23 protein-coding genes are annotated in these 25,292 nt (G+C 56.3%); 9 read left to right on the top strand and 14 right to left on the bottom strand.

Going from position 1 to position 25,292, the window contains the following annotated elements; translation table 11 throughout:
• Positions 1-270: 270 nt before the first annotated feature.
• The 4 genes from JXO48_08045 (at position 271) to JXO48_08030 (ending at position 2,594) form a co-directional block, all read left to right on the top strand.
• On the top strand, positions 271-774 hold the full coding sequence (locus tag JXO48_08045; protein ID MBN2283827.1) for a hypothetical protein: 504 nt from the start codon (positions 271-273) through the stop codon (positions 772-774).
• Between the two features lie 186 nt (positions 775-960).
• Positions 961-1,170, top strand: a complete 210-nt coding sequence (locus JXO48_08040; protein ID MBN2283826.1) for a molybdopterin-binding protein — start codon at positions 961-963, stop codon at positions 1,168-1,170.
• A 158-nt stretch (positions 1,171-1,328) separates the two neighbouring features.
• Positions 1,329-2,108: an enoyl-CoA hydratase/isomerase family protein gene (locus JXO48_08035; GenBank protein ID MBN2283825.1), complete on the top strand. Its 780-nt coding sequence runs from the start codon at positions 1,329-1,331 to the stop codon at positions 2,106-2,108.
• Positions 2,109-2,120: 12 nt separating this feature from the next.
• On the top strand, positions 2,121-2,594 hold the full coding sequence (locus JXO48_08030; protein ID MBN2283824.1) for a hypothetical protein: 474 nt from the start codon (positions 2,121-2,123) through the stop codon (positions 2,592-2,594).
• 40 nt (positions 2,595-2,634) lie between these two features.
• On the opposite strand, the gene JXO48_08025 is transcribed toward JXO48_08030, so the two are convergent.
• From JXO48_08025 to JXO48_08015, 3 genes are read right to left on the bottom strand one after another with little or no spacing between them, the layout of a single operon-like run.
• Positions 2,635-5,061, bottom strand: coding sequence for a PAS domain S-box protein (locus tag JXO48_08025; GenBank protein ID MBN2283823.1), 2,427 nt, complete (start codon positions 5,059-5,061; stop codon positions 2,635-2,637).
• Positions 5,062-5,079: 18 nt separating this feature from the next.
• Complete coding sequence (locus JXO48_08020) at positions 5,080-5,448, bottom strand: response regulator (GenBank protein ID MBN2283822.1); 369 nt, start codon at positions 5,446-5,448, stop codon at positions 5,080-5,082.
• Positions 5,420-8,548, bottom strand: coding sequence for a transporter substrate-binding domain-containing protein (locus tag JXO48_08015; protein ID MBN2283821.1), 3,129 nt, complete (start codon positions 8,546-8,548; stop codon positions 5,420-5,422). Before JXO48_08015 ends, JXO48_08020 begins: the two co-directional genes overlap by 29 nt.
• A 439-nt stretch (positions 8,549-8,987) precedes the next feature.
• Here JXO48_08015 and JXO48_08010 point away from each other — a divergent pair, with 439 nt between their 5' ends.
• Genes JXO48_08010 through JXO48_08000 form a run of 3 tightly spaced genes read left to right on the top strand, consistent with a single transcriptional unit; the run spans position 8,988 to position 13,356 of the window.
• On the top strand, positions 8,988-10,541 hold the full coding sequence (locus JXO48_08010; GenBank protein MBN2283820.1) for a long-chain-fatty-acid--CoA ligase: 1,554 nt from the start codon (positions 8,988-8,990) through the stop codon (positions 10,539-10,541).
• Positions 10,542-10,595: 54 nt separating this feature from the next.
• Entirely contained in the window at positions 10,596-11,744 is a 1,149-nt protein-coding gene (locus tag JXO48_08005) for an acyl-CoA dehydrogenase family protein (GenBank protein MBN2283819.1), read from the top strand.
• A gap of 46 nt (positions 11,745-11,790) precedes the next feature.
• Complete coding sequence (locus JXO48_08000; GenBank protein ID MBN2283818.1) at positions 11,791-13,356, top strand: AMP-binding protein; 1,566 nt, start codon at positions 11,791-11,793, stop codon at positions 13,354-13,356.
• A gap of 86 nt (positions 13,357-13,442) precedes the next feature.
• Here JXO48_08000 and JXO48_07995 read toward each other — a convergent pair whose 3' ends face one another.
• Positions 13,443-13,931 carry an MGMT family protein gene (locus tag JXO48_07995; GenBank protein MBN2283817.1) on the bottom strand — a complete coding sequence of 163 codons (489 nt, stop codon included), beginning with the start codon at positions 13,929-13,931 and terminating at the stop codon, positions 13,443-13,445.
• 191 nt (positions 13,932-14,122) lie between these two features.
• Here JXO48_07995 and JXO48_07990 point away from each other — a divergent pair, with 191 nt between their 5' ends.
• Complete coding sequence (locus JXO48_07990) at positions 14,123-14,800, top strand: lysophospholipid acyltransferase family protein (protein MBN2283816.1); 678 nt, start codon at positions 14,123-14,125, stop codon at positions 14,798-14,800.
• A 38-nt stretch (positions 14,801-14,838) separates the two neighbouring features.
• Here JXO48_07990 and JXO48_07985 read toward each other — a convergent pair whose 3' ends face one another.
• The 3 genes from JXO48_07985 to JXO48_07975 form a co-directional block, all read right to left on the bottom strand.
• Positions 14,839-15,366: a gamma carbonic anhydrase family protein gene (locus tag JXO48_07985; protein ID MBN2283815.1), complete on the bottom strand. Its 528-nt coding sequence runs from the start codon at positions 15,364-15,366 to the stop codon at positions 14,839-14,841.
• Between the two features lie 87 nt (positions 15,367-15,453).
• A complete protein-coding gene (locus JXO48_07980; protein ID MBN2283814.1) occupies positions 15,454-16,428 on the bottom strand; it encodes a polyprenyl synthetase family protein in 975 nt (324 codons plus the stop codon).
• A gap of 78 nt (positions 16,429-16,506) precedes the next feature.
• Positions 16,507-17,196, bottom strand: a complete 690-nt coding sequence (locus JXO48_07975; GenBank protein ID MBN2283813.1) for an SOS response-associated peptidase — start codon at positions 17,194-17,196, stop codon at positions 16,507-16,509.
• 243 nt (positions 17,197-17,439) lie between these two features.
• On the opposite strand from JXO48_07975, the gene JXO48_07970 reads away from it, so the two are divergent.
• Positions 17,440-18,402: a patatin-like phospholipase family protein gene (locus tag JXO48_07970; protein MBN2283812.1), complete on the top strand. Its 963-nt coding sequence runs from the start codon at positions 17,440-17,442 to the stop codon at positions 18,400-18,402.
• Between the two features lie 6 nt (positions 18,403-18,408).
• Here JXO48_07970 and JXO48_07965 read toward each other — a convergent pair whose 3' ends face one another.
• The 7 genes from JXO48_07965 to JXO48_07935 form a co-directional block, all read right to left on the bottom strand.
• Entirely contained in the window at positions 18,409-19,404 is a 996-nt protein-coding gene (locus JXO48_07965; GenBank protein MBN2283811.1) for an MBL fold metallo-hydrolase, read from the bottom strand.
• Positions 19,405-19,603: 199 nt separating this feature from the next.
• Entirely contained in the window at positions 19,604-20,533 is a 930-nt protein-coding gene (locus JXO48_07960) for an amidohydrolase (GenBank protein MBN2283810.1), read from the bottom strand.
• A gap of 72 nt (positions 20,534-20,605) precedes the next feature.
• Positions 20,606-21,985: an NADH:flavin oxidoreductase gene (locus JXO48_07955; GenBank protein MBN2283809.1), complete on the bottom strand. Its 1,380-nt coding sequence runs from the start codon at positions 21,983-21,985 to the stop codon at positions 20,606-20,608.
• A gap of 25 nt (positions 21,986-22,010) precedes the next feature.
• Positions 22,011-22,430, bottom strand: coding sequence for a Zn-ribbon domain-containing OB-fold protein (locus JXO48_07950; protein ID MBN2283808.1), 420 nt, complete (start codon positions 22,428-22,430; stop codon positions 22,011-22,013).
• A gap of 4 nt (positions 22,431-22,434) precedes the next feature.
• Positions 22,435-23,619 (bottom strand): thiolase family protein, encoded by a 1,185-nt coding sequence (locus JXO48_07945; protein ID MBN2283807.1) that lies wholly within the window; start codon positions 23,617-23,619, stop codon positions 22,435-22,437.
• A gap of 59 nt (positions 23,620-23,678) precedes the next feature.
• A complete protein-coding gene (locus tag JXO48_07940) occupies positions 23,679-24,824 on the bottom strand; it encodes an acyl-CoA dehydrogenase family protein (protein ID MBN2283806.1) in 1,146 nt (381 codons plus the stop codon).
• Between the two features lie 17 nt (positions 24,825-24,841).
• A complete protein-coding gene (locus tag JXO48_07935; GenBank protein ID MBN2283805.1) occupies positions 24,842-25,273 on the bottom strand; it encodes a MaoC family dehydratase N-terminal domain-containing protein in 432 nt (143 codons plus the stop codon).
• Between the last annotated feature and the right edge of the window lie 19 nt (positions 25,274-25,292).

Raw genomic sequence — 25,292 nt, 5'->3', positions numbered from 1 at the left:
TTCGATACCGGATATTCACTGAGGAGTGGACAAAAAATGGCGCACATCGAACCTTCCTATCGTATCAGGCAGCCGAAGCTCTTATGGCTTTTTCTGCCCATAGTTCTTTATATCTACCCCCATGTAAATGAACGTGCCGTTCCTGAACATTGAGCAGGGTGTCTACAGGGAATACGGGTTCATCGAGAGTATCACGAACGTATTCCTGTTCATCGCCCTCATCTACGGCATGTATCTATCCTGGACGACAAGGAACAGATATCAACAAATATGGTTCATACTTATTTCCCTCGGCACGTTTTACTTTCTCGGAGAATAATAAGCTGGGGACAGCACTATCTGAAATTTCAGACACCCGAGGTCCTGCAGGAGGTCAACAAGCAGGCTGAACTAAACCTGCACAATCTGACCGGTACGTATGAGCGCCTGTTCTCAAAGATACCGAGACAGATGCTGTCGATCGCCTCTGTTGTGGGAGGTCTTTTGTTTCCCCTCATTTTCATGAAGAAAAAGATCGACTTTCCCAGAAAATCGATCAACCACTGGATATGGCCTTCCTATACATGCGGAATCACGGCCCTATTCGCAAATATAGTGGCGCTGCCGGACAAGTTCGCGAACAACATCTTTCACTTCGATCTGCACCCGCTGCTGCAGATCAATTACAATGAAACAAAAGAAGCCTTCCTGAGTCTTTTCATTCTCCTGTATTGCGTCGGATTTTCATCATATATTTCCCAGTTCCATGAAAAGCCTGCGGCCGGTGAAAAGTGAAGAAAGGATTCCCGTGACATCCCGGGGGGCCGGTACCCTTTTTCATCAAAATATCCTATAATGGCCGCATCGTCGGCGCGGTGGCTCAGGAAGAGAGGGCCTCGTGAAACGCCGAGAATCCCGTCAGACCGGGCGTCGTCGTAACACATCATCAACGAGCCGCCGGGAAAAGAAAGGAGTGTCATCATGAAAATAAGCGCACGAAATGTTTTAAAAGGCACCATCAAGGGGATCGCGGTCGGTGCCGTCAATGTGGAGGTGATATTGGAGGTCGCTCCGAATCTTGAGCTCTGTTCGATCATAACGAAGAAGGCGAGCGAGAACCTCCAGCTTGCGGTCGGTAAAGAGGCGTATGCCGTTGTCAAGGCATCGAACGTGATGATCGGTGTAGATTAACGTAACGGCCGGCGTAAAAATCCTTTCGGCACATCTGCGCGTTGCCGCTGTGTTGAAGTGCGGACAACACGTGGCGGCCCGACGACCCCACGCCTCATGTATCGACCTCACGTCCACACCTGTATAGTGTAACGTAAATTCGGAAAAGGAGCCTCTTCATGAAATACGAAAACATTATCATTGAAATCGGAAAGGATCATGTCGCCGTGATCACACTGAATCGTCCTGAGAGCCTGAACACCCTCAACATTCCCCTCGCGGAGGAACTCGATCAGGCGCTATGGGAACTCGACGCGGATAAGCGGGCGCGCGTCATCATCATGAAAGGTGCCGGCAGGGCATTCTGCGCCGGCATCGATATCAGCGATTTTTCCGATAAGAGCGTCATGGAATACCGGAAGTGGGTCGAGTGCATGGAGAGCCCGCTGGTGACCATCAGCCGCATGAGCACGCCCGTTATAGCCCAGGTGCATGGTGTCGCCGCGGCCAACGGCGCCGGCCTGGTGGCGGCCGCCGACCTGGCGACGGCCAGCGAAAAGGCCCGCCTGGGACTCACGGCCATCAACGTGGGGCTGAACTGCATCGGACCGGTCATCCCCGTCTCCCGGTCCGTGGGGAGAAAAAGGGCCCTGGAACTGCTGTTCTACGGCGATCTGATCCCCGCGGAAGAGGCCCTTCGCATGGGGCTTGTTAACCGGGTCATCCCGGAAGCCGATCTGGAGAAAGAAACCCGCCTCTGGGCCGCGACCCTCGCGCAGAAGAGTCCCGTGGCGCTGCAGATCGCCAAAAAGGCCTTTTACACGGCGGCGGACCTGGATTACTACCAGGCCTTTGAATACATGAACGAAGCCTTCGCCCGCCTGTGCTCCACGGAGGATGCCCGGGAAGGGATCGGCGCGTTCCTGGAAAAGCGAAGCCCCCTGTGGAAGGAAAAATAGAAGGATCCTTCCATGTCGATCTGGAAGATGCCGCCGAAGGCAAAAGTTTACGAGGCATTGAGCGCCCTGGCGGATGAGCGGGTCGCCATCACCGGCCCGACATCGGCACAGGTCGAGTCCTCCTCCCGGAACAGGACCTATGACGTCACATGGTCGGAGGACCTGCGTGAGATCACCTCAAACGATAATGCGTCCTACTGGCAGGGATACATGGGCTATCCCATCATCGCCGTCCTCATGAAACTGGGCAGGCTTCCCTTCGACGACCGCATCGCCGGGATGCTCGCCGGCGTCCCCTGGAAGGCGATCAACGACCGGTTCAAGCGTGACTATGACCGGGCGACGGACCATGTTCTCGACCTGGCGGAGGAGCAGGGAGCAAACCGACAGGAGATCGTTCAGGAAGTGGAAAAAATCTACCGGCAACTGGGCGAGCTCGGGCTCGTGCGAGCGCAGCGCCGCAAGCGGCCCCCCAAAGGTAAATGAGCGGAAGATCAGGACTTCACACAGGGTGAATATATCTCCGTCATATCCTCTGTTTGTACTGCAATTCCCTGAAGGTGACGCGGAACAGGGTCCCCGCGCTCCGGTCGAGCTCCACCGTGCCGTCGAGCTGTTGGGTCAGGATGTTCACCAGCTGCAGACCGAAGCTGTCCGGGTTCCGGTGATCGATCTCCTCCGGCATGCCGATACCATCGTCACCGACAACGAGAACATATCCCTCCGCCGCCGGGTCCGGCCCAAGCTCCACCGTCACCGTCCCGGCACGCCCCCCGGGGAAGGCATGCCGCAGGACGTTCGTAATGAGCTCGTTCGCGATCAGCCCGCAGGGCACCGCCGTTTCTATGCTGAAGGAAACATCCTCTATCCGCGTCGAAAACCCTATCACCCGCGAATCCGCCCCGTGTGACTGAAAAAGGCGCTCCAGAAGCCGTTCCATGTAATCACGAACATCGACCCGGGAGAGGTCCTGCGACAGGTAGAGCCGCTCGTGAATGAGCGCCATCGACCGGATGCGGCTCTCGCATTCCCGCAACAGGGCCTGTATCCCGGCATCGTCGGTATTCTCAGATTGCAGGGACAGCAGGCTCATCATGACCTGCATGTTGTTCTTGACGCGGTGATGGATCTCGGCAAGGAGGGTCTCCTTTTCCCTCAGGGAGCGCTCGATCCGCTCCTCAGCCTCCTTGCGCTCGGTGATGTCCCGGGCGAGCCCAAGCATGCAATGCCCTTTCGCCAGCACGATCTTCGAGAGAATGACCTCGGCGGGGTAGATCGAACCGTCCTTTCGCCTGTGCCTGACCTCAAAGGTGGCTGTAGGGTCTTCCGGTTTCAGCGCTTCCCAGTAAATTTCCACGTCCCTGCGGTCGCCCGCGTCGGGATCGATATCAAAGACGGTCATGCCGAGCAGTTCTTCCCTGGTATACCCCGTATTTCTTATCGTTTCCCGGTTGACATCGATGATCCGGCCACTGGTATCGTGAAGAAAGAGCATTTCCGCGGCCTGCTCCACGAGCGAGCGGAACTTGCTTTCACTCTCACGAAGCGCTTCAACCATGCCTCTTCGTTCTTCCTCGACCTCGATACTATAAAGGGCAAAGGCGATGTCGCCGGCAACCTCCCGCAATAACCCATGCTCTTCTTCATCCCCGACGGCAAATCCGGGAACGGACACCGAGAGCAGGCCGTAATTTTTTCCACCATGGTTGAGGCTGATGCTACAGGCACCGCGTCCGCCATAATGCCCCGAAAGTGGACAATCGACACACTGCGTTTTCGGTTCTTCCCTAATGACCAGGTCCCTGCTGTCCAGAGCCCTCTTCGCGCAGGCCGTCCATTTCCCTTCCCGCAGCAATTCCTCCATGGGCGAAAAGTCCCGGTCCAGACCGGCATCCACGGCGGTCATGAACTTCCCTCCTTTATCCAGAAGCGCGATCCAGGCGTTATGGTAGCTGCGGTTCTCTATCAGAATGTCACAGGTCCTTCGTATGAGCTGCCCCCTGTCCTTTTCCTTGATGATCAGTTGATTGACATCGCGAATGGCGCGCAGCACGCGGTTGAGGTGATTGACCCTCTCCTCGGCCTCCTTGCTCCCCGTGATATCCTGAACCGTTCCCATGAAAAAAACCGGGATGCCGTTGTCGTCATAGATGGTCTGGAGCTTCTCATTCACATACTTGACGGTCCCGTCATTGAGCAACAGCCGGTATTCGATATCGTATTGCGTCTTTTTTTCCACCGCGTTCCGGTAAGCCGCTATGACCGCGTCCCTGTCGTCGGGGTGCACGGCCACCAGAAACGCATCGCGAGAGGCATCAAACTCCCGGGGTTTGAGCCCCAGGATACGGTATATCTCATCGGACCATTCCAGAACACTGCTTTTCAGGTTGAGCTCCCAGTGGCCTATGTGGGCCAGTTCCTGCGCTTCCTTGAGGCGCTGCTCCGATCTGATCAGCGCTTTTCTTTCATTCTGGAGTTTGTCGACCGTTTCCGCAAGCTTCCGGGCAACGCTGTTATCGTACATCTCCAGGAGGGTCTCCTCACCCTCCAGCGGCCCTCCGGGGACGGGCAGGACCCCCCGCCGGTGTTCATCCAGTACTTCATCGAGTATCCCGATGAACTCATCTCCTTCCATGGGCTTGATGACAAAACGGGACGCGCCGAGGCCCATGGCCAGCTTCTCGTCGGCCTTATCAACAAAGGTGGCCGTATAGAAGATGAAGGGGATCTGCCGGAGGGCGTCGTCGCTCTTGACCTCGCGGCAGAAACGGAATCCGTTCATAACGGGCATCATGATGTCGGAAATGATGATATCCGGGATATCCTGCCGGGCACGCCGCAGGCCCTCTTCGCCGTCCTCCGCGGATATCACCTGATGGCCACGGCTGCTCAGCAGACGTTCCAGCAGGTACCGACTCTCGGCATTGTCTTCAACGACAAGGATCTTGCTCACGCAATGCCCCCTCTCTCGTCACGGCAGGAACGTTTTAACCTGCCCGACAAAGCTGTCCGGATCTATGGGCTTTTCAATGTACCCCTCGCAACCCGCTGCCAGAATGGTTTCCCGGTCGCCCGCCATGGCGTAGGAGGTGACGGCTATGATGGGGGTCGATTTCGTCTCTTCAGAACCCTTCAGCCGCCGGGCCACTTCATATCCATCCATCACGGGCAGCTGGATGTCCAGCAGGATCAGGTCGGGACGTTCTGAAACGGCTGATTCCAGTCCCTCCCGTCCGTTTCGTGCCTGGACCACGTCAAAACCCTGTTTTTCCAGCAGGAATGTCGCCAGGTAGATGTTCTGTTCGTTGTCCTCAATGATCAGGATCTTCTTTTTCGTCATGTTCATCCTCCGGATGTAATGGCACGGTAAAGGTAAAGGTACTGCCTTCCCCGAATATGCTCTTCACCTGGATCGTGCCCCCCAGCATGTCCAGAACCCGTTTGCAGACGGACAGCCCCAGGCCGGTCCCCTCGTACCTGCGGGACAAACCGCTGTCGAGTTGCTGGAACGGCTTGAAGAGCCTGCCCATGTCTTCACCCTTAATGCCGATCCCGCTGTCGGTCACTTCAACCTCCACACGGGAATCACTGGTGCGGCAGTTGATCCTTACGCCCCCCCTTTCGGTGAACTTGATGGCGTTGTTCACCAGGTTGATGAGGACCTGCCGGACACGGCGTTCATCACTGGTCAGCATCCCGATATCCGGCGCGATCTCCGCCGAGAGCGAAAGGCCTTTCTGTTCGGCCATCGGCGTCAGTGAGTCAACGACCTGGGTGACGGCGGCGCGCATATCGAACGTTTCACGGGAGACCTCCAGTTCGCCCGCCTCGATCTTTGAAATATCCAATATATCATTGATAAGATCCAGCAGATGTCGGGTGCTTCCCTTGATCATCCGCAACTGTTTTTTCTGCTCCAGGTTCAAGGGTCCCGCAAGCTCGTTAAGAATGATACCGGTAAACCCGATAATGGAGTTGAGCGGCGTGCGCAGCTCATGGGACATGCTGGCCAGGAAGGCGCTTTTTACCCGATTGGCGGATTCGGCGGCATCTTTCGCTTCCACCAGCTCTGCTTCGACCTTCCGGCGAAGCCCTATTTCGCTTCTCAGGCGGCGGTTCCAGTAGAGGATCACCAGGACCACCAGGACCGCGCCGAGGAGGATCTTCCACAACAGGCCGTAATCAACCCTGCGCTCATAGGTCACCGATATCCACCGCTTGTAGATCGCGTTGCGCTCTTCCTCGGTGACGGCGTTGAGCGCTTTCTGTATGATCTCCGCCAGGATCGGCTGATCCTTGCGGGAGCCGATGGAGAGTTTATAGGTGTACGGGGTCTCACCGGAGACCTTGAGGCCCGACAGGCCTTCACGGCCGATCACATGACTGACGGCCGCGAGGCTGCCGACGAAGGCATCCGCGTCATGACGAACGACCGCATTGAGTCCCGATGTAAGGTCCTTCACCGGCATCAGATCGATCTCCGGGTGCCGGGACTGTAAAATATCATGACTCGCGTATCCGCTGACGACGGCGACCTTCTTTCGCGCCAGCTCGTCCATACCGCCGATATAGGGGGTGCTCCGGCCGGTGACGATCACCATGGGAATACTGAGATAAGGCCGGCTGAAAAGAAGAAATCCCTCACGCTGGGGTGTGCGTGTCACGGAGGCAAGAATATCGACCGAACCGGCCTCGATGTCTTCCAGCGTGGTCTGCCAGCTTTGCGGCTCCACGGCTTCCATTGTGACGCCCATAATGTCACCGAGCAACTTCACGAAATCCACGGACATCCCGACAAACCGCCCCGTGTCGTCCAGGTATTCAACGGGAGGCCAATCGATGTCATGGCCGACACGGAGAACGGGATGAGCCTTGAGCCAGGACATTTCCTCCGGCGACAGATGGACCCGGGCCCCTTCCTGGGGGATGACCCAGTTCCTGAGAATGGAGCCGACCTCGTCCCTGCCGAGGTCATCCAGCGCCTTCTGCAGTATATCTCTCAAAATGGGCCAGTCCTTGCGGACACCTATGGCATTGACGGAGATCGTTTCCTCGACCTTGCCGTGGCCCTTCAGGTTGGTGATCAGTTCCTGTTCCGCAATGTACATGGCCACGGCCCGATTACCGACATAGGCATCGATCGTCCCCTTGGAAACCGCATCCAGGGCGTCACTGGTCGTATTGAACAGTTCCACCCTGATCCCGGGATATTTCTCTCGAAGCACCCGTTCTATGAAGAAACCGCGTTCCACGCCGACCGTCCTGCTCTTCAGGTCGGAAAGAGTATTGTAAAAAGGCGCGTCCTTTCGGGCGATTATGATGTGGGGGATGGTAACATAGGGTTTCGTGAAATTAAAGAAGGGTTCGCGGTCCGGCCGCGGCGTGATGTCCATGAGCGCATCGATCCGTTTTTCCTTTACCCCTTCATACATCTGTTCCCAGGGAAGGGCCGTGATCTTCAATCTGCCGTTCAGGCGGGCGTTCAGCGCCTTTATAAACCCAACGCCGATACCCTGCGGTTCTCCCTGGGTATCGACGTAATCCATGGGAGGCCACGCCTGGTTGATGGCAATCGTGATATGCGGGTGTTCGGCAAGCCAGGCCGCCTCCTCGACGGTCAGTGACAGGGCCGGAGAGACGGGCTTTTCCACGGGCGCCATGGTTTCTTCAAGGGCGGTGTAATATATGGAACCCTGGTCCTTTTTCAATTTTTTCAGGTGTTCGTCGATCCCTTCGAGCAGGTCACCGCCCCGTTTTTTGGGGGCAATGAACATCAGTCTCGATGGATAGAGGACCACACCGGTTTCACTGAGACCGAAATTTTCCATTTGCTGGGTACCGAAAAGACGGTTCACGATCCCAGCGTCCGCCTCGCCCTTTTCGACCAGTTCAAAGACCTTTGCGAAGCTTTCCACCTCCACGAAGGTCGGCAGGATACTGTAGGCCCGCGCCTCATCCTGCAACCTGACGGCCTGGATCGACCCCTTGACAACGGCGATCCTCTTCCCGTCCAGGTCCAGGACGGAATGAATCACCATGCCGTCCCGGGAATATATCCTGGACCAGTTCCCCAGCACGACCTCCTTGTTGAAATCAAACCGCCCCGCCCGTTTTTCCGACCAGGCGACGTCCATCATGAGATCGAGTTCGCCGCCTTCGACCATATCGAGGCACTCGTTCCAGACACAGGGAACATATTCAAGCTCCCATCCTTCTTTTTCAGCGATAGCATTGAGGATCCGGGGGAAAAAACCGGCCGGGCGGCCCTGCTGATCAAGATAGACCTTGGGCGCGTTCTGGTAGATACCGACCTTGACCGGGACGGCTGCAGTTGAAGTTGATTGACCGGCAAGATATGCCAGGACTACGAAGACCGCCAGCGTGAGCGATTTCAGTGATTCCGGGAAACGATGGAAATTCAATGTCTCGTTCCTGCTCATGATCTATCCGGTTCCACGCTGAATTGTGTGACTGACGATACCCGGTTTTTATGAATGAAGTCAAATCTTTTCAGACCCTGTGCCGGATTTGATACAATGCAGGCCTCCGTATCGGGAATAATATATTGACAAATACGGGCAAAATGTCTTTAATGGGCGCGTTTCACGGAGGGAATTTCCAGTTTCATAAGGGTTTCACGAAGAACAATTCACACAATCCATAGCTCACAAGGATTTTGAATGCAGGCGCTTCAATGAGAGGGGCAACTTCGTAAAAGTCCACAGGCAGCGGCGCGCTTCATCCTTCGTTATCGCGACGGATGAAAAGATACGCCCCGTTTTCTCAGGATTCGCGTAACCCGCCTTCACGCTTTCTACGAAGCCGTCCACCCTGTTGTCCTGTTGTGATGTTTCCAAGGAAGTCAAAAGGAGGTAAACAATGCTTATCGGTGAGCTACTGACCAGGGCAGCCACATGGTATCCCGACAAGACAGCAAGCGTCTTCGAGGACAAACGATTTACCTACCGGGAGTTCAATGATCGTGCCAGATCTCTCGCGAACGCGCTTCTCGACATGGGTGTTAAAAAAGATGAACGGGTAGCCCTCATCTGCCACAATTCTCACTATTACGCCGAGTCCGTCTTCGCGATCGCCAAGATCGGCGCCGTTTCGACGAACCTCAACTGGCGTCTTTCCGGCAGGGAACTGGCCTCTCTGATAAAGGATTCAGGGGCCGCCGTCGTCCTTTTTTCAAAACGGTTCGAGCATCTCTTCGCCCCCATGAGGGAGCAGGCCCCCGGGACCGTCCGGTATATCGCCATTGAGGGAAAGATCGATGACGACATGATCGATTATGAAGATCTGATCTCACGCTATCCCTCTGTTGAACCTGACGTCGACATCGATGAGAACGATACGGTGCTGCAGCTTTACACGAGCGGGACCACGGGCCGCCCCAAGGGGGTCATGCTCACCCACAGGAACATGCTGTCCAATGCGGTCAATACCATAATCGAGATGGAGATCACCCGGGACACGAACGTGCTCGGGTTTCTGCCCATATTCCACATCGCCATCTTCATGCTCATGAACCTGGTGTATGTGGGCGCCACGGCGACCTACGTCCACAGTTTCGATATCGATCTGATCCTCTCGCTCATTGAGCGGGAAAAGCTGAACACCACCGCCTTCACCCCGGTCATCTTCAAATTTCTCCTGGACCATCCCACGCTGGACAACTATGACCTCAGCTCCCTTACAAAGATCATTTACGCCACGGCGCCGATGCCCGTCGACCTTTTGAAGCGCGCCATGGAAAAATTCAAGTGTGATTTCATCCAGCTCTTCGGCATGACCGAAACGAGTCCGGCGCTCAGCATCCTGATCCCCGAGGACCATGTCCTGGAAGGCCCCGAATATAAAATGAGGAGGCTTGCTTCCTGCGGCAGACCGATCATCAACGTTGACGTGAAGGTGGTTGATAACGAGGGAAACGAATGCCCTCCCGGGGTGGTAGGGGAATTCATCGGGAGAGGCGACAATGTCATGAAGGGATACCACAACATGCCCGAAGCCACCGCCGAGGCGATCCGGGACGGATGGTATCATACCGGTGACATGGGCTACCGGGATGAATACGGGTACCTCTACATCGCCGACCGGAAAACGGACATGATCATCTCCGGTGGCGAGAACATCTACCCCCGGGAAGTGGAGGAGGCCATCGGCAAGATGCCGGGTGTCCTCGACGTTGCCGTCATCGGCGTTCCCGATGAGGCATGGGGGGAATCGGTGAAAGCCGTCATCGTCGCCGCTCCGGGTGCCGGACTGACCGAAGAAATGGTCATCGAACACTGCAAGTCGATGATCGCCAGTTACAAGAAGCCCAAAAGCGTCGATTTCGTCGATATGCTCCCCAGGAACGCGCTGGGAAAGATACAGAAGGAGGTTCTCAGGGCACAATACTGGGAAGGGAGAGAACGAAAAGTGTAACGCTCACACGTACCCGCTGATCCGAGAAGTCTGTCACGGAAATGGAGGCTGATAATGAAATCACTGCTGTTTACGGAAGAGCACAACCAGTTCAGGGCGCAGCTCAGGAAGTTTTTCGCCCAGCACGTGACCCCTTGCGCCATGGAATGGGATGAAAAACGCGAGATCCCCCGTTCGATCTGGAAGAAGATGGGAGACCTGGGGTTCCTGGGTTTCTGTTACGACCCGGCCTATGGGGGCGCCGGCGCCGATGAGATATTTCGTGTCGTCATGGGAGAGGAACTGGCCCGTTCCGGCTCGAGCGGTCTCACCATCGCCGTTGCGGGCCATAACGACATGGCGACGAAATACATCGACCTGATGGGAAGCGACGAGCAGAAGCACCGGTGGCTCACCCCCTGCATCACGGGCGACGCCGTATGCGCCATTGCCATCACCGAACCGGGCGCCGGATCGGACGTCGCCGCCATCACCACGAAGGCCGAAAAAAAGGGCGGCTCATACATCATCAACGGCCAGAAGACCTTCATTACCAACGGGTATTACGGCGACCTTCTGGTGACGGCGGTCAGGACCGACCCCGCTGCCGAGCCGGCCTTCAAGGGAGTGTCTCTCATCGTCATCGAAAGGGGAACCCCCGGCGTCACCGCGAGCAAGCTCGAAAAGATCGGGTGCCATGCCTCGGACACGGCGGAAATATTCTTTGAGGACGTGGAGGTCCCCGCCGAAAATCTGCTCGGTGGTGAAGGCCAGGGGTTCGTGGCTATCATGAAGAACTTCCAGCTTGAGCGATTGTCAATCGGCGTCCTTTCGGTTGCCGTCGCGCAGCATATCTTCGATAAAACGATCGAGTATGCGCGGGAGCGTATCGCCTTCAAGAAACCCATTTCAAAATTTCAGGTGATCAGGCATCAACTCGTCGACATGGCGCTGGAAATAGAGATGAACCGTTCCTTTCTGTACCAGTGCGCGTACCACTACGCGAAAGGCGAGGACATAACGAAGGATATCTCCATGCTGAAGATCGGTTCCGCCGAGATGGTGAACCGCATCGCGTACCGGGCCACACAGATCTACGGCGGATACGGGTTCATGGCGGAATACGACGTCGCACGGTTGTACGCGGACCTGCGTCCCGTCACCATCGCGGGGGGAACGACGGAGATCATGAAGGAGCTGGTATCCCGTTACCTCGGAATATGAACCGGCGAACACTACCTTACGATCAGTACGAAAAGGAGGACAACCCATGAATGAAGCATTGGCGGCAAATTTGATGCGCAGGATAGCATTCGGTGACTCTCTCAGGAGAACGACACGAAGATATCGTACCAAGGAGGCCCTCGTCTGCGGCGAGCAGCGGCTCACCTACGAGCAGTTGAACGAGAAAGCGAACCGGTTCGCCAATGCCCTTCTGGACATGAACCTTGCCAAGGGCTCCGTCGTCGCCTTCACATCCCTGAATTGTCTTGAATTCTTCATCGCCCTCTGTGGCACGGCAAAGGCGGGTATGATATTCCTGCCGCTGAACCCGTTCTTCAAAACCGAGGAGATGACCTTTTCCGTCAACAATGCCGAGGCCGCGGTCTTCATATTCGACGGCCTGCTCCACTCTCTTTTCACGGAATCACTGACAAAATTCGAGACGGTGCGACACGTCATCGCCTTCAACCGGCCCTCGGAAGAATTTGAAGATTTCCATTCGATCCTCGAAAAAGGTTCCCCGGAGGAACCGGAGGTCATCATCGACGACAACGATGTTCTTCTCATGCTGTATACGGGCGGGACGACCCGGTTCCCCCGGGCCGCGCAGCTCACCCACCTCAACATATTCTGTGTGGTCAGCAGCGTGCTCATCGACCTGCCCGCCACCTGTCATGACACATCGATCGCCGTGCTGCCCCTGTTCCACGTCGCTGCCTGCGCGTACAGCCTGATGGGGCTCTTTGTGGGCAGCACGATCGTCATACAGCCCCAGTTGGACATGAAATTGATCATGGAAACCATCGAACGGGAGAAGGTCACGCAGATCGTCCTGCTGCCGCCCCTGTACCGCCAGATGCTGGACCATCCGGATTTCGGAAAATACGACCTTTCATCGCTGCGAATGGCCACTTACATAGCGGCGGTCATGCCCGAAGACCTGCTGAGGGAAATCATGGAAAAGATCTGCCCCAACCTGAGCCTCATGTTCGGCCAGACAGAGATGTCTCCCTCGGTCTCCGTTTTCAAGCCCGAAGATCAACTGACCAAAATGAAATCCCTGGGAAATTCGACGGTACACGTTGAGATCGCCGTCATGGACGACGACGGCAATCTCCTGCCGCCGGGAGAAATAGGCGAATTCGTCTACCGGGCGCCGACAATGACGAAAGGATATTACAAGAACGGCGAAGAGAACGAAAAGGCCTTCAAATACGGATGGTTTCACAGCGGGGACGTGGGGTACCTGGATAAGGACAATTACGTGTACTTCGTGGACCGTAAAAAGGACATGATCAAGACCGGCGGTGAAAACGTGGCTTCCATCGAGGTGGAAAAGACCATCTATCTCGATACGCGCGTGCAGGAAGTACATGTCCTCGGGCTGCCGCACGAACGCTGGATCGAGGCCATCACGGCCTTTGTCACGCCCAAACCGGGAGAGACAATAACGGAAGAAGAGATCCTTTCGCTGTGTAAAAGCAAAATGGTGGGGTTCAAGGTACCGAAAAAGGTCGTCTTCCTCGATGAAATGCCCCGCTCGGCCGTGGGAAAGGTACTGAAGTACAAGATAAAGGAAGCGTACAGCGATCTCTATGCCGGTGAGCGCTGAGAACCGGCCGGCGATCAGCACATTGTCTTTCAAAGGGGGGTGACCGGTATCGACCGGCGTATCGGACCGCTCACGTTCGCGGGCGTCTACCGGAAATACCGCGGATCGATCCGGCCGGCATCATCGAAAGGGATCCCCTCCAGCACAAGCAGTGCCCGTTTCAGGCCGGGACCGCCGCCGAAATTCCCCGGCTCTCCCGACGCCCTGACCACCCGATGGCAGGGATACACCAAGGGGAAAGGATTCCGTGCCATGGCCGTTCCCACCGCCCGTGCCGCGCGGGAGCCAAGCCTTTCGGCCAGGTCGCCGTACGATATCACCCTGCCCCGGGGTACCCGGGACAGCTCCCGGAGCGCCCGCTCCTGGAAACCGGAGAGGAGGGAATGATCAAAGACCTCAGAGGGAAACAGGACATCTTCGCCCCGGAAGTACCCCTCGATGAGCGCCGCAATCTCATCCACCACCGAATGTGAACCCCTGACGGCCCCCGGGGCGCGGCACTGAAGGTCCTGTTCGATCGTTCCTCCGTCCGGCGGCAGCAGAACGGCGCCGATCAGGGGATCATCGCCCGGCATGGACCAGACCAGGGCGACATCACCGAAGGGAGACGGCACCAGCCGGTACCGATGGGAAGTGTTCTTTCCCTTCGCTGTTCTTTCTCCCGGTGTCACGTTCCGGTCTCCTCCATCAGCCATTAATCTTTTGACTCCCCACCCCGATTCATATATGGTACCCTTCATTTCGTAACCGATCGTGAGCGGGCACAATGAGTATAAGTAAAAAAACGAAAAAAACAATTCTAAACAGCGCCGCCGTCTCCTTCATCGCCTATCATCTGCTGAACTTGTACTCAAAGACGGTGCGGGTCCGATTTGAAAATTTCGAGGCCCTGACGGAGCACATGAACAAGGGGGGACGCGTGCTCATCGGCAGCTGGCATCAGCGGTTCTTCGGCGGCTTTTATATACCCAAACGGCTGGGGAGGAGGGTCTGCATCATGATCTCCCAGAGCAGGGACGGGTCCTTTATTTCCGATGTGGTGGAGCGGATCGGATGGATGCCGGTGCGCGGCTCGAGCACCCGCGGTGGAAAGGAAGCGCTTAAGGGAATGATCGAGGGTATGGAGAAAACGCAGATCGGCGGGCACATCGTTGATGGACCGACGGGACCGCCGCACATCATAAAACCGGGGTTGATATCCATCGCACAGCAGACCGGTTCGGCCATTACCCCCGCCTATGTCATCTACGAGAACCCCTTCATCTTCAACAGCTGGGACCGTTTCATGGTCCCCAAGCCCTTCAGCCGGGTCTTTCTCCGGTTCGGACCGCTCGTCACCGTCCCTCCCGAGATGAGCGACGCCGCCTTCGAGGACCTGCGCCGATCCCTCGAAGAAACAATGATCGAAGAATATGAGAGAATGGATCCGTCGGTACGGGTGTGATCGTTCAACGGCAGGGGCACAGCCGGCCCCGCCCCGACCTACCCGATCCGTTTCAGCGTCTTGCCGTACCGCAGGCTGAGATCGCGATAGAGCGCCACACCTTCCCGGATGTACTGCTCCAGTTCGGAAGGGACATCTTTTATGACCTTTGCCGGGCTGCCCGCCACCAGTTTCCGCGCCGGGATCTGCATGCCCTGCCTGACGACCGAGCCGGCGGCGACGATCGCTCCCTCCCCGCAGACGACCTCATAGAGCAGGATGGCACCCATCCCGATAACGCAGCGCGGTGCAATGCGCACGTCGTGAAGTATCGCGCCATGCCCCACCACGACATCTTCCTCTATCAGAACACCGGCGGTGTTCCCGTTCACGTGGATCACGACGTTGTCCTGGATACTGGTGCCGTCCTTTATCACCACCGAACCGAAATCGGCGCGGATAACCGCACCGGGACCGATAAAACACTGGTTCCCGATGGTAACATCGCCGATGACCACCGCCTCGGGATGAACAAAGGTCTCCGGTGAGAGGCGGGGTTTCCTGCCGTCAAATTCGTAGATTGCCATCTGTGTCAAACTCCCCCTGTTCATGCGTGGAAGAACGCCCGGGACACACCCCGGCCTTCCGCTGAGATCCAGAAGCGCGGAGCGGGTTCAGAGCCTCCGTGCTATGACGTAATCGGAAATCGCGACAAGGGATTGCTTCGGCGCCGAATCGGCGAAGGGTTTCAAAAATGACTTGGCTTCCTTGATATAATGGCCGGCCTTGCTCAGCGCGTACTGAATGCCTCCATGGGCGCCGATCAGTGACATGATGCGCTCCACATCACCGTCACCCGCCGCCTTTCGCTCTATGATCTCCTTCATCGCCGTCCGTTCCTCCGGCGCGCCTTTCCTGAATGCCTCTATGACGGGAAGGGTTACTTTCCCTTCCATGAGGTCCTTTCCTACGGCCTTGCCGAACTCCTCCTCGGCCGCCATATAGTCCAGCGTGTCGTCGGTGAGCTGGAAAGCCATTCCAAGCCGCATGCCGAAACGCGCCAGCGCCTCAATGTGGGACTGGGGCGATCGCGCGAGGATCGCACCGACGGCACATGAGGCCGAGATCAGGACCGCCGTTTTCTTCTCGATAACGGAAAGGTATTCTTTTTCCGTGATATCCGCATTGCCCACCCGCACCAGTTGAACGATCTCCCCTTCCACCATGGTGGTGGTCGTCATGGAAAGAAGCTTCTGTACCGCCGTGTCCTCATCCTCGGCCAGGATCTTGAATGATTTCGAATAGAGATAATCACCCACGAGAACGCTCGCGGAATTTCCCCAGACCCTGTTCGCCGAGACCTTGCCACGCCTCAGGTCCGCGTGATCGATCACGTCATCGTGAAGCAGGGAGGCCGTGTGAATGAATTCCATGACGGCCGCCAGCGTGTAACGGCGGTCACCCCGGTAACCGCAGAGATCGGAACAGATGATAAGCAAAAGCGGCCGCAGGCGCTTGCCGCCGCTCTGGATGATATGACGGGCGATCTCGGGGATCAGGTGCACATAGGACTGTTGCTGGGCCTCAAGATATTCTTCGATGATCCTCAGGTCATCGGCGTAACGGTCAAGTACTTCCTGTAACTGCATATAGGGTCATCTCTTCTCTGAAACGAATATAAAACCTATAGGGGAAAGACGTGCAAATGTCAAAATTTTTGACGGTTCCTACACCGGCGGTTCATTCAACAGGGAGGTCCCGGCCGGCTCTATCAAGCGGGGGGAATCATTGCACGGTGAATTGACCAGGGTGCTCACCGGATATGCCTCGAGCCCATCTCCCGACACCGGTTCCAGAAGGGGCAGAAGCCTCGCCTCATCCCGGACCGAAGTATCCAGCCACAGCGAAGTCACTTCCCGGGACAGTATGGCCGGCATGCGGTCATGGATGGCGCCGACGAGGTCGTTCGGTCGCGTGGTGATTATCGCGCAGGTACGGAGTGTCTCGCGGCCGGGGGAAACCCGGGAATCGAAGATACCGGCGAAGCCGAGGGGGCGCCCCGATATTCCACGGATATAATAGGGGACCTTCCCTGTCGCCGTTCTCTTCCATTCGTAGTACCCGCTGGCGATGACCAGGCACCGCTTTTTTCTGAAAGAAGCCTTGAAACTGGGCTTTTCGGCCACCGTCTCGGCCCGGGCGTTTATCATCCGGCCCCGGGCGGGGTCCTTCGTCCAGGAGGGAACCAGGCCCCACTGGAAGGTCTCGATCCGGTTGGAACCGTCATTGACCACGGCGGCGACGGTGCTTCCCGGTGCGATGTTGTAACTGCGCCGCAGTTCGCCGGAACCGCCCTGCACATCAAACTCATCCTCTATATCGGCAAGGGAGGCAACCATGACAAAACGGCCGCACATGAGCGTTATCCCCTTTCATTTCTCCCGGTCTCTCCCCCTTTCCGGGGCCATGACAGTTCTCTTTATACGGGCTTGCGGTCCCTATTGCAACCGGTCATTGCGCCGTTCCGGCGGCGTGGGACCGTCCGCCGGTCGCGGGGGGCTCCCGTGATGCGGCATGTGATGCGGCATTGACATTACCCAAATAACAGCTTATACATGCGGCATATCATACTGATCAGCGCAACAGCGGACGGTGGCCCGGTGAAAGGAAAGAACACGATTATCGGTCTTGCCCTGGGTGGCGGTGGTGCCAGGGGATTTGCCCATATCGGGGTATTGCGGGTACTTGAAGAAGAAAATGTCCCCATAGATATGATCGTGGGAACGAGCAGCGGTGCCCTCGTCGGCGGCGCTTACGCGTTGGGGCAGGATCCCGACATGCTTGAGCAGAGCATCGAGGAATTTCTGAACAGCCCGGAATTCCAGTCATCCGTCATCAATGCCATCGAGGAAGCTCACAAGCACACGGACAAGAAACTAGCCGACAAGATTCAGAACTACCTGAAAAGCAAGATCCTCATGTTCCAGGCCCTCTTCAGGCCCGGTATCCTTTCAGCGAAAGAGTTTCAGTTCATGATAGATCACCTGATCCCCGACATCGACATCGAGGACACGAAGATCCCCTTCCGGGCTGTCGCAACGGACCTCGTTACCGGCAAACCCGTGGTGTTTTCCCAGGGTTCCCTCCGGGAAGCGATCATGGCGAGCAGCGCCGTTCCCGGCGCCATCGAACCTTTCAGAAAGGGGGGATGGCTCCTCGCCGACGGCGGCATTCTCGCGCACGTACCGGTCACCATCACCCGCCGTGAAGGGGCCGACAGGGTCATCGCCGTCGCGATAACGAAGAACATCCATCTTGACAATGACCTGAAAACAGCCCAGGACATCTTCAACCGCGCCAACGACATCACCACCTATTACCTGGTCGAGCATGAACTGAAAGAGGCCGATGTGGTCATTCGCCCCGACGTGGGGAGCCTCCACTGGTCGGAATTCTCACGGGCACGGCACCTCATAGAGGAAGGTGAACGGGCGGCCCGCGCCCGGGTGGATCAGATCAAGTGTATTCTGCCGGGTCACGGAAAGTGGCTGAATCCGGCACACTATCTCAGGCTCTACCGGCTCAGAAAGGACCGTTCCGCGGCAATAACAGCAGCCGAATAACCTCTCTCATTCCAGCACTATCGTTTCACCATGCCGGAGGATGAAAAAATCTTCCGGGGGCAGGTTCCGCCGTTCCCGGGCCAACATCAGGCTCAGGGGCGGTTCGTCAAGAGGCTCATCGGTAAGGATAAAGGTCCCCCAGTGAATACCGACGGAACGCCGCGCCCGCAGATCGAGGTGCACCTGCACTGCTTCCGCGGGATTTACGTGCTGGTTTCGCATGAACCAGCGCGGCTCGTACGCCCCGATGGGGATGGCGGCAAGGTCGAAGGGCCCCAGTTCATCGCCGATATCACGGTAGATCGGCGAATATCCACAGTCACCCAGAAAAATGAAACGGAACTCTCCCGTATCGACCGCCCAGCCGGCCCAGAGGGTCTCGTTCTCGGCGAAGAGGGTCCGCTTGCTCCAGTGATGCATGGGGGTGCAGATCATCCTGAGGCCTTTCGCGTCGTACTCCTCCCACCAGTCCATTTCAACAACGTTCCGGACGCCGAGGTCTTCGAACCAGGACTTCAATTTCAGGGGGACCAGGAAGAGCGTATCTTCACCCCCCTCCCGCCGGTGGAGGTTCACGATGGTTTCACGGTCGAGGTGATCATAATGGTCATGCGAAATGAGGACGATATCCACCGGCGGCAGGTCCTTCAGGGCGATACCGGGCGGCGTCACCCGCTCGGGTCCCGCCCAGGAGACGGGCGACGCCCGCCGGGAGAAATGGGGGTCCGTCAGGATGTTTTGCCCCCTCAACTGCACGAAGAGCGTTGAATGGCCCACCCAGGTCAGGGTGTTCATCTCCCGGTTGCCCCGGAGAAAGGCAGGATTATTGTCCGCGAGGGGAAACAGGTAGTCCTCCTGAGACGGGTGGTCCTTTCCCATCCGCTCCAGGCGCCACTTGAGGAAATTTGACATACCGGGCCGCTCGAAGGCGTAAATGTTCCGAAAACCATCCTCGGTATGATGTGTCCTGGCAGGAGGCGCGGCGTGCGATACCATTGTCATGAACACAAGGAGGAACATGCCGGCAAGGATATGCGCCATCCCTGATCGTGTCAATAACCGTGACATTTCAGACCCCCGCGAAATACGAAGTCCGGCCTCTCCCGGAGGCGGAGCAGACCATTGCGTTCATCTGAATCCCTTTTAAACCGGCCCCATCCGTTTCGCTTGTAACACTTTTTCTAAAAGTACATCAAATAACTTATATTCCGAACACCTCCGCCGTGTTCTGCCACATGATCAATTCCATCTCTTCATCGGTAAAGGGAATATCCGTCTGCCGTTCGGTAAAGACCTTCACATACTGATCGGTGGGCAGCAACGCCGTGGGCAGGGGCGTGTCAGTGGCCCAGAGAAGTTTACTGGCACCACACTCATCGATCAGGAAACGGACCCATCCATAGAATTTCTCCGCCCCCCATGAGACATAGGAAAATTGATGATAGGAGAGGTCGAAATAGAGGTTCGGTATCAGCTTCCCGTACATGACAGCCTCTTCCCACATATCCATGGCAACATGGGCCATGATGAACTTCGTATCAGGAAACCGTGTGGCCGCCTCGGCAAGAAAGAGCGATCGCTGGGTATCCAGGGATACCGGCGCGGCTGGCTGGGCACCGGTATGAAAAACGAGAGGCACGTTCCACCCGGCACATTTTTCATACAAGGGCCAGAGGATCTCATCGGTCGGATAGAAACCCGCCGCCGGATGGAGCTTGAACCCTTTCATCCCCCACTCCTCGATGCACTGCTCGGCATGTTTCATGGCCCCCGGCCGGCGCGGATCGATGGAGCACAGCGCCGTGAACCTGTCCGGATGCTGCCGCGCGATCTCGGAATACTTTCTGTTGGCTTCAAAGATGTGGATCGGCGGGTCCCCCAGAGCGGCACCGAAGTCGGAACCGAAAATGACCGTCTTTTCGATCCCTGCACCATCCATGGTCGCCAGAAGCTTCGAACCGTCCGGATCGTACCAGGGTTCGACCATCTGATTCAGGACATCGTCGATGGTCATATCGACCTTGAATTTGTTCTTTACCACCAGTCTCATCGTACGAGCGATCCCGTTCAGATACGCCTCGGGAATTCCCCCCTTGATGAAAATATGGGCATGACCGTCGTATACTTTCATTGCTTCTCCCCCTTTCAGGTCCACCATGACAACAGGGACCGTTTCAATTTTCTCTTGACCCGGAACCGGTTATTACAGGTCTTCCGGTCTCAGGCCCCGCATCGGGACGCTCGGTTCCTTGCCGATTTGCGCCTGTGTCTGCCATACCCGCTTCTTGATGGGCAGGATGGGACGCCGCATGAACTCGTCCATAAACCGCTCCTGGCCCACCGTGGGATTCAGGATACACCGGCAGGGCAGGCCCAGGATAAACCGGCCGATGCACCCCTCATTGCAGCGGATACAGCGGATGATCTCCTTGATCCTCCCTTCTCTGACCTTATTCACCCACTCAGGTTCCGCTATAAGTCCGCGGCCGATGGAGATCATGTCTGCTTTGTTCTTCTTGAGGGCATTGACGACATTATCGGGATTATGAACGGAAGGACATATCAAGGGAATATTCAGGCCCTTGTTGATAACAGCGGCCTTTTCCACGACTGTTGCTTCTTCGTTGGGAAGAAAGTTATTCATTTTTTCGTATGAACCATCAGAGAGGTGAATATAATTGACACCCTCTTCCTCACAGCGTTTTGCGAGACGCTTGGCAAATTGTTCATCAAACCCTTCGGGGAGATTGTCCGAGGCACTGAACCTGACACCGATCGCATAATCGGGTCCAACGTATTTTCTCATTGAACGTAAGCATTCGAGGAGAAATCTGATCCGATTCTCGAACCCTCCTCCATACTCGTCATTCCGATGGTTCGAACGGGGAGAAAAGAAACTGTGGATCAGATATCCATGGCAGGCATGAAGTTCCACCCCGTCGAAGCCAGCTCGCTTTGCCAACTTTGCTCCTATTCCAATTTCCTTTACAAGTTCCTTTATCTCTTCCACGGTAATTTCCCGAGGTGTTTGCCCATTCATATGAGTACCAGGCACTTTGTTGGCAAAGGCAAGCAGTTCATCGATATCATCGGTCTGGAGAATCTCGCCGAAATATCCGAGAGAACGGAGCATCGATACCGGGTCGATACCGTTGATCATGTTTTCCGGATAGGTTCTATAAGGAATGGGAGAGGCGGATACGGGCTGGACGGCACCGAGCTCACTGGTACCCTGTCTTCCCGGACCAACAGCGATCTGAACGAATACCTTCGCACCGAAGGCATGAATATGCTCTGCCAGTTCCGACATGCCGGCAACGTACAATTCATTGTCCATTCTCAAGTTGTTATACTTTCGGTATGTATCCGCTGTCGGATGCCAAACGCCGAACGTCGCCTCGGTGATGATAAGTCCCGTCCCTCCTTTTGCCCGGGCCGCATAGTACGCCAGTTGCTGATCACTCACATAATGCTGAGGCCCCGTGTAGTTCATGTTCATGGGACACATGGCGATGCGGTTTTTGATTTCCACATTGCCAATCTTGATGGGCTCGAAAATTGGATCATACTTACTTTTGCTCATATTCCCTCTCCTTTTTTTGAATTATTCATTTTTTTCTTACTACCGGCTTGAATTTCGGAAGCGAGACTTCGGGTGTCACAGGATCAAAGACAACCTCCACCGGCATCTCACAGGTGATCGTTTCGAAGTCACAGTCTACGATGTTGCTCATCATTCGATACCCCTCATCCATCTCAACGATCGCAAGAACATAGGGTTGATCCTCGGCGAATTCCGGCGGGGCGGCCGCGTAGGCGATGGTAAAGGTATGGATCTTTCCCTTTCCCCGTGATTCGAGCCATTCAAGATCGCGTCCCATGCAGTTCGGACAGAGCTCCTTGGGAAAAAATATCACCTCCCCGCAGTCCCGGCAGTGCTGATAGAGGAGTTTCCCCTCTCTGCACCCGTCATAGAAGACCTTGCTTGTTCTTGTGATCAAGGGCAGCGGCTTTTTGTATTCACTCATATGCTCAGACCTCCTTTCCAAGAACTTCCATGTGGAAGTCCATCCCCACGCCGCCCGAACCGGTGACGATCACATGCCGCACATTGTCCACCTGTCGTTCACCGGCCTTCCCGGCGATCTGCCTGACCGCCTCTACCAGGAGCGCCGGTCCCCCACCGGCTCCGGTATGTCCCTGACCCATCATGGCACCGTTGGTTTGAATGGGCAGTTTGCCTCCCGGAGCGGCATGGCCCTCTTCAAAAAATTTCCCTGCCTCGCCCCTGCCGCAGAGCTGCGTCAGTTCGGTCGAAATAAGGGTAAAGGTGGGAAAGGCATCATACAGTTCGGCCACATCGACGTTACCAGGTCCGATCCCCGCCATTTCGTACGCCTCATCCACCGCCGGGGACCACGCCTTGAATATATCGGGCTGCTGGGTGACTGTGAAGTGCGTGCACCGGGAGCTCAGCCCCAGGATGTACGCGGGCTGTCCGGTCAGATCACGTGCGCGCTCGGCGGAGGTCACGATAAAGGCCGAGGCACCGTCGCAGAGCTTGTTCATCGTGCGGGCCCGCACGGGTGATGAGATCACCGGGGATTCAAGCACCTTTTCTATTGTGATCGGTTTTTTGTAGAAAATCGAATTGGGGTTCAGCGCCGCCCACTTCCGGTTCGTTTCCACCACCGCCGCTATCTGCCGCTCCGTGGTCCCCGTGTCATGCATGTAACGCTGCTGCAGCAGGCCCGCCAGTGCGAGCTGGCTGAAGCCATAGGGCATTTCGTACTCCTGGCTTGTCGATACCTTCGCGAACATGGTAATTGCCATACCAAGGTCCAGTCCGGTTCCCAGACGATCGGAATGAACCACGAGAACCGCCTTGGACAATCCCGCATTGACCAGTGCCGCCGCCGTTTTGAGCGCATTGGCCGAACTCGAACCGCCCGACGCGACCTGAAAGTTGCTCTTCGCCGTCCTACCCAGACCAAGTTCCTCGACCATCCAGGAACAGATCATGTTCGCATTATCCAGTGCGTTCGAGACAACGACGATCGGAATGACCGTGTCGATGTCTTCCTTTCTGATCCCCGCATCCTTGATGGCCATTTCCGAAGCGCTGACGGCCGCATCGATGAACGAACGTTCGGGGTACATGCCAGTGGGTACTTCACCAACACCGACAACGGCCGTCTTCCCGCGAATACTTCCCATACAACCTCTCCTCCCTTCTTTGATTTCGGTACGTCACTGATTTTCTGTGAACAGTAACCCTATACCCCGGCAAGCATTCTACCGATGATGACCCGTTGAATCTGCGATGTCCCGCCACCGATGACGCCCATTTTGCTTGCCCAGAAGTTGTGGCCGACGGGATATTCCCGCATGCAGCCGTTGCCGCCGAATATCTGGACGGCCTTCTGGGAATTGCGATGAGCCGCCTCGGTAACGAAGGTCTTGGTAATGGCGGCATCAAGGGCCGTGTCGGTTTTCATATGCTTCTTCCAGGCAAGGTTGTAAACAAGGTAGCGTGCCGCCTCGAGATCGATCTTCATCTCCGCCAGCATGGCCTGTACAAGCTGAAATTTTGCGATCGGTTTGCCGAACTGTTTTCTCTCCCTGGCATAGGCAATGCATTGTTCCAATTCCCATTCCATGGCACCGACACAGGCACCGAATGCCATGCGTTCCCATCCGAGAGAAGAGATCATCGCAAAGAAGCCTTCGCCTTCCTTGCCAAGCAGATTCTCGACCGGAACAGCACAATCCTCGAAAAAGATTTCTCCCGTTGGCGAGGAATGACCATCGTATTTCCTGAGGGGTTTTCCCGTCGTTAACCCCGGGGTGTTCCGTTCCACGACAAAGATGGTGATCCCCCCCGCCCGCAGGGAAAGATCTATCGATGCGAAGACCACGAAGACATCCGCAATGGGGGCATTGGAGATGAAGGTCTTGCTTCCGTTCAGAATGTAATGATCCCCTTCCTTTCGTGCGGTGGTCCTCAACCCGGTGGCATCGGTCCCGGCCTCGGGTTCGGTCAGCGCGTAAGCCCCGATCCACTCACCCGACGCCATCTTGGGAAGATATTTCTTTTTCTGCTCCTCCGTGCCAAGATCCACGATCGGCATGGCGGCCAGCAGCAGATGGGAAAGCCATGCCACGACCAGAAAGACATCCCCGCTGCCCCTTGCAAATGCCTGGGTTCCGATGATCGTCGTTATCGGGTCGGCACCGCCGCCCCCGTATTCAACGGGAATGCACAGTCCGTTCAGGCCGAATTCCGACATTTTTTTCCACACGTCCCGGGAAAAACCCGAGACCTCTTCCCGTTCCTCGACGCCGGGAGCGATCTCCTTCCGGGCGAATTTTTCGACTGAATCGGCAAACATCAGCTGTTCTTCCGTCAGATTAAAATCCATAGGTCACTCTCCTTGGGTTATCTTCTCGAGGGCAGCTTGACGGTTGCCTCTCCGGTGATCGCCTTCTCCCCGTTCTGATTTACGACAGAAAGCTCACAATCAACGAGATGCGCGCCATCCTGCTCGTATTTTCCGACCACATGCCCCGCAAAGGTGAGCGTGTCGCCCGGCCAGACCATGGTGGCGAACCTGATCTTGTACCGCCGCACGCGACCGTCCCCGGCCCAGTCCGTCACAACCCTGGTCAGCATTCCTCCGTGCATGAGCCCCATGGCGAACACCGATGGCAGCCCCACCGCTTTTGCGAATTCCTCATCATGATGAACGGGGAAAAAATCACCGCCGGCTCCCGCATATTTGACGATATGCGTGCGTGTCACAGTTATTTGAAATGATGGAAGGATGTCATCGCCGGCGACATCCTCATAATACAGCTTCGACTCTTCCATGAGATATCCTCCTCGAAAT

Source organism: Deltaproteobacteria bacterium (genome assembly GCA_016933965.1).
In the GTDB taxonomy this organism is placed as follows: Bacteria; Desulfobacterota; Syntrophia; order Syntrophales; family UBA2210; genus JAFGTS01.
The sequence above is the reverse complement of the archived record's forward strand: the minus strand, read 5'-3'. Positions and strand labels throughout refer to the sequence as shown.

Coding starts and splice junctions, on each gene's coding strand:
- JXO48_08045 (MBN2283827.1), top strand. CDS start 271: ATGGTTCATACTTATTTCCCTCGGCACGTTTTACTTTCTCGGAGAATA.
- JXO48_08040 (MBN2283826.1), top strand. CDS start 961: ATGAAAATAAGCGCACGAAATGTTTTAAAAGGCACCATCAAGGGGATC.
- JXO48_08035 (MBN2283825.1), top strand. CDS start 1,329: ATGAAATACGAAAACATTATCATTGAAATCGGAAAGGATCATGTCGCC.
- JXO48_08030 (MBN2283824.1), top strand. CDS start 2,121: ATGTCGATCTGGAAGATGCCGCCGAAGGCAAAAGTTTACGAGGCATTG.
- JXO48_08020 (MBN2283822.1), bottom strand. CDS start 5,448: ATGACGAAAAAGAAGATCCTGATCATTGAGGACAACGAACAGAACATC.
- JXO48_08015 (MBN2283821.1), bottom strand. CDS start 8,548: ATGAGCAGGAACGAGACATTGAATTTCCATCGTTTCCCGGAATCACTG.
- JXO48_08010 (MBN2283820.1), top strand. CDS start 8,988: ATGCTTATCGGTGAGCTACTGACCAGGGCAGCCACATGGTATCCCGAC.
- JXO48_08005 (MBN2283819.1), top strand. CDS start 10,596: ATGAAATCACTGCTGTTTACGGAAGAGCACAACCAGTTCAGGGCGCAG.
- JXO48_08000 (MBN2283818.1), top strand. CDS start 11,791: ATGAATGAAGCATTGGCGGCAAATTTGATGCGCAGGATAGCATTCGGT.
- JXO48_07995 (MBN2283817.1), bottom strand. CDS start 13,931: ATGCCGGGCGATGATCCCCTGATCGGCGCCGTTCTGCTGCCGCCGGAC.
- JXO48_07990 (MBN2283816.1), top strand. CDS start 14,123: ATGAGTATAAGTAAAAAAACGAAAAAAACAATTCTAAACAGCGCCGCC.
- JXO48_07985 (MBN2283815.1), bottom strand. CDS start 15,366: ATGGCAATCTACGAATTTGACGGCAGGAAACCCCGCCTCTCACCGGAG.
- JXO48_07980 (MBN2283814.1), bottom strand. CDS start 16,428: ATGCAGTTACAGGAAGTACTTGACCGTTACGCCGATGACCTGAGGATC.
- JXO48_07975 (MBN2283813.1), bottom strand. CDS start 17,196: ATGTGCGGCCGTTTTGTCATGGTTGCCTCCCTTGCCGATATAGAGGAT.
- JXO48_07965 (MBN2283811.1), bottom strand. CDS start 19,404: ATGACAATGGTATCGCACGCCGCGCCTCCTGCCAGGACACATCATACC.
- JXO48_07960 (MBN2283810.1), bottom strand. CDS start 20,533: ATGAAAGTATACGACGGTCATGCCCATATTTTCATCAAGGGGGGAATT.
- JXO48_07955 (MBN2283809.1), bottom strand. CDS start 21,985: ATGAGCAAAAGTAAGTATGATCCAATTTTCGAGCCCATCAAGATTGGC.
- JXO48_07950 (MBN2283808.1), bottom strand. CDS start 22,430: ATGAGTGAATACAAAAAGCCGCTGCCCTTGATCACAAGAACAAGCAAG.
- JXO48_07945 (MBN2283807.1), bottom strand. CDS start 23,619: ATGGGAAGTATTCGCGGGAAGACGGCCGTTGTCGGTGTTGGTGAAGTA.
- JXO48_07940 (MBN2283806.1), bottom strand. CDS start 24,824: ATGGATTTTAATCTGACGGAAGAACAGCTGATGTTTGCCGATTCAGTC.
- JXO48_07935 (MBN2283805.1), bottom strand. CDS start 25,273: ATGGAAGAGTCGAAGCTGTATTATGAGGATGTCGCCGGCGATGACATC.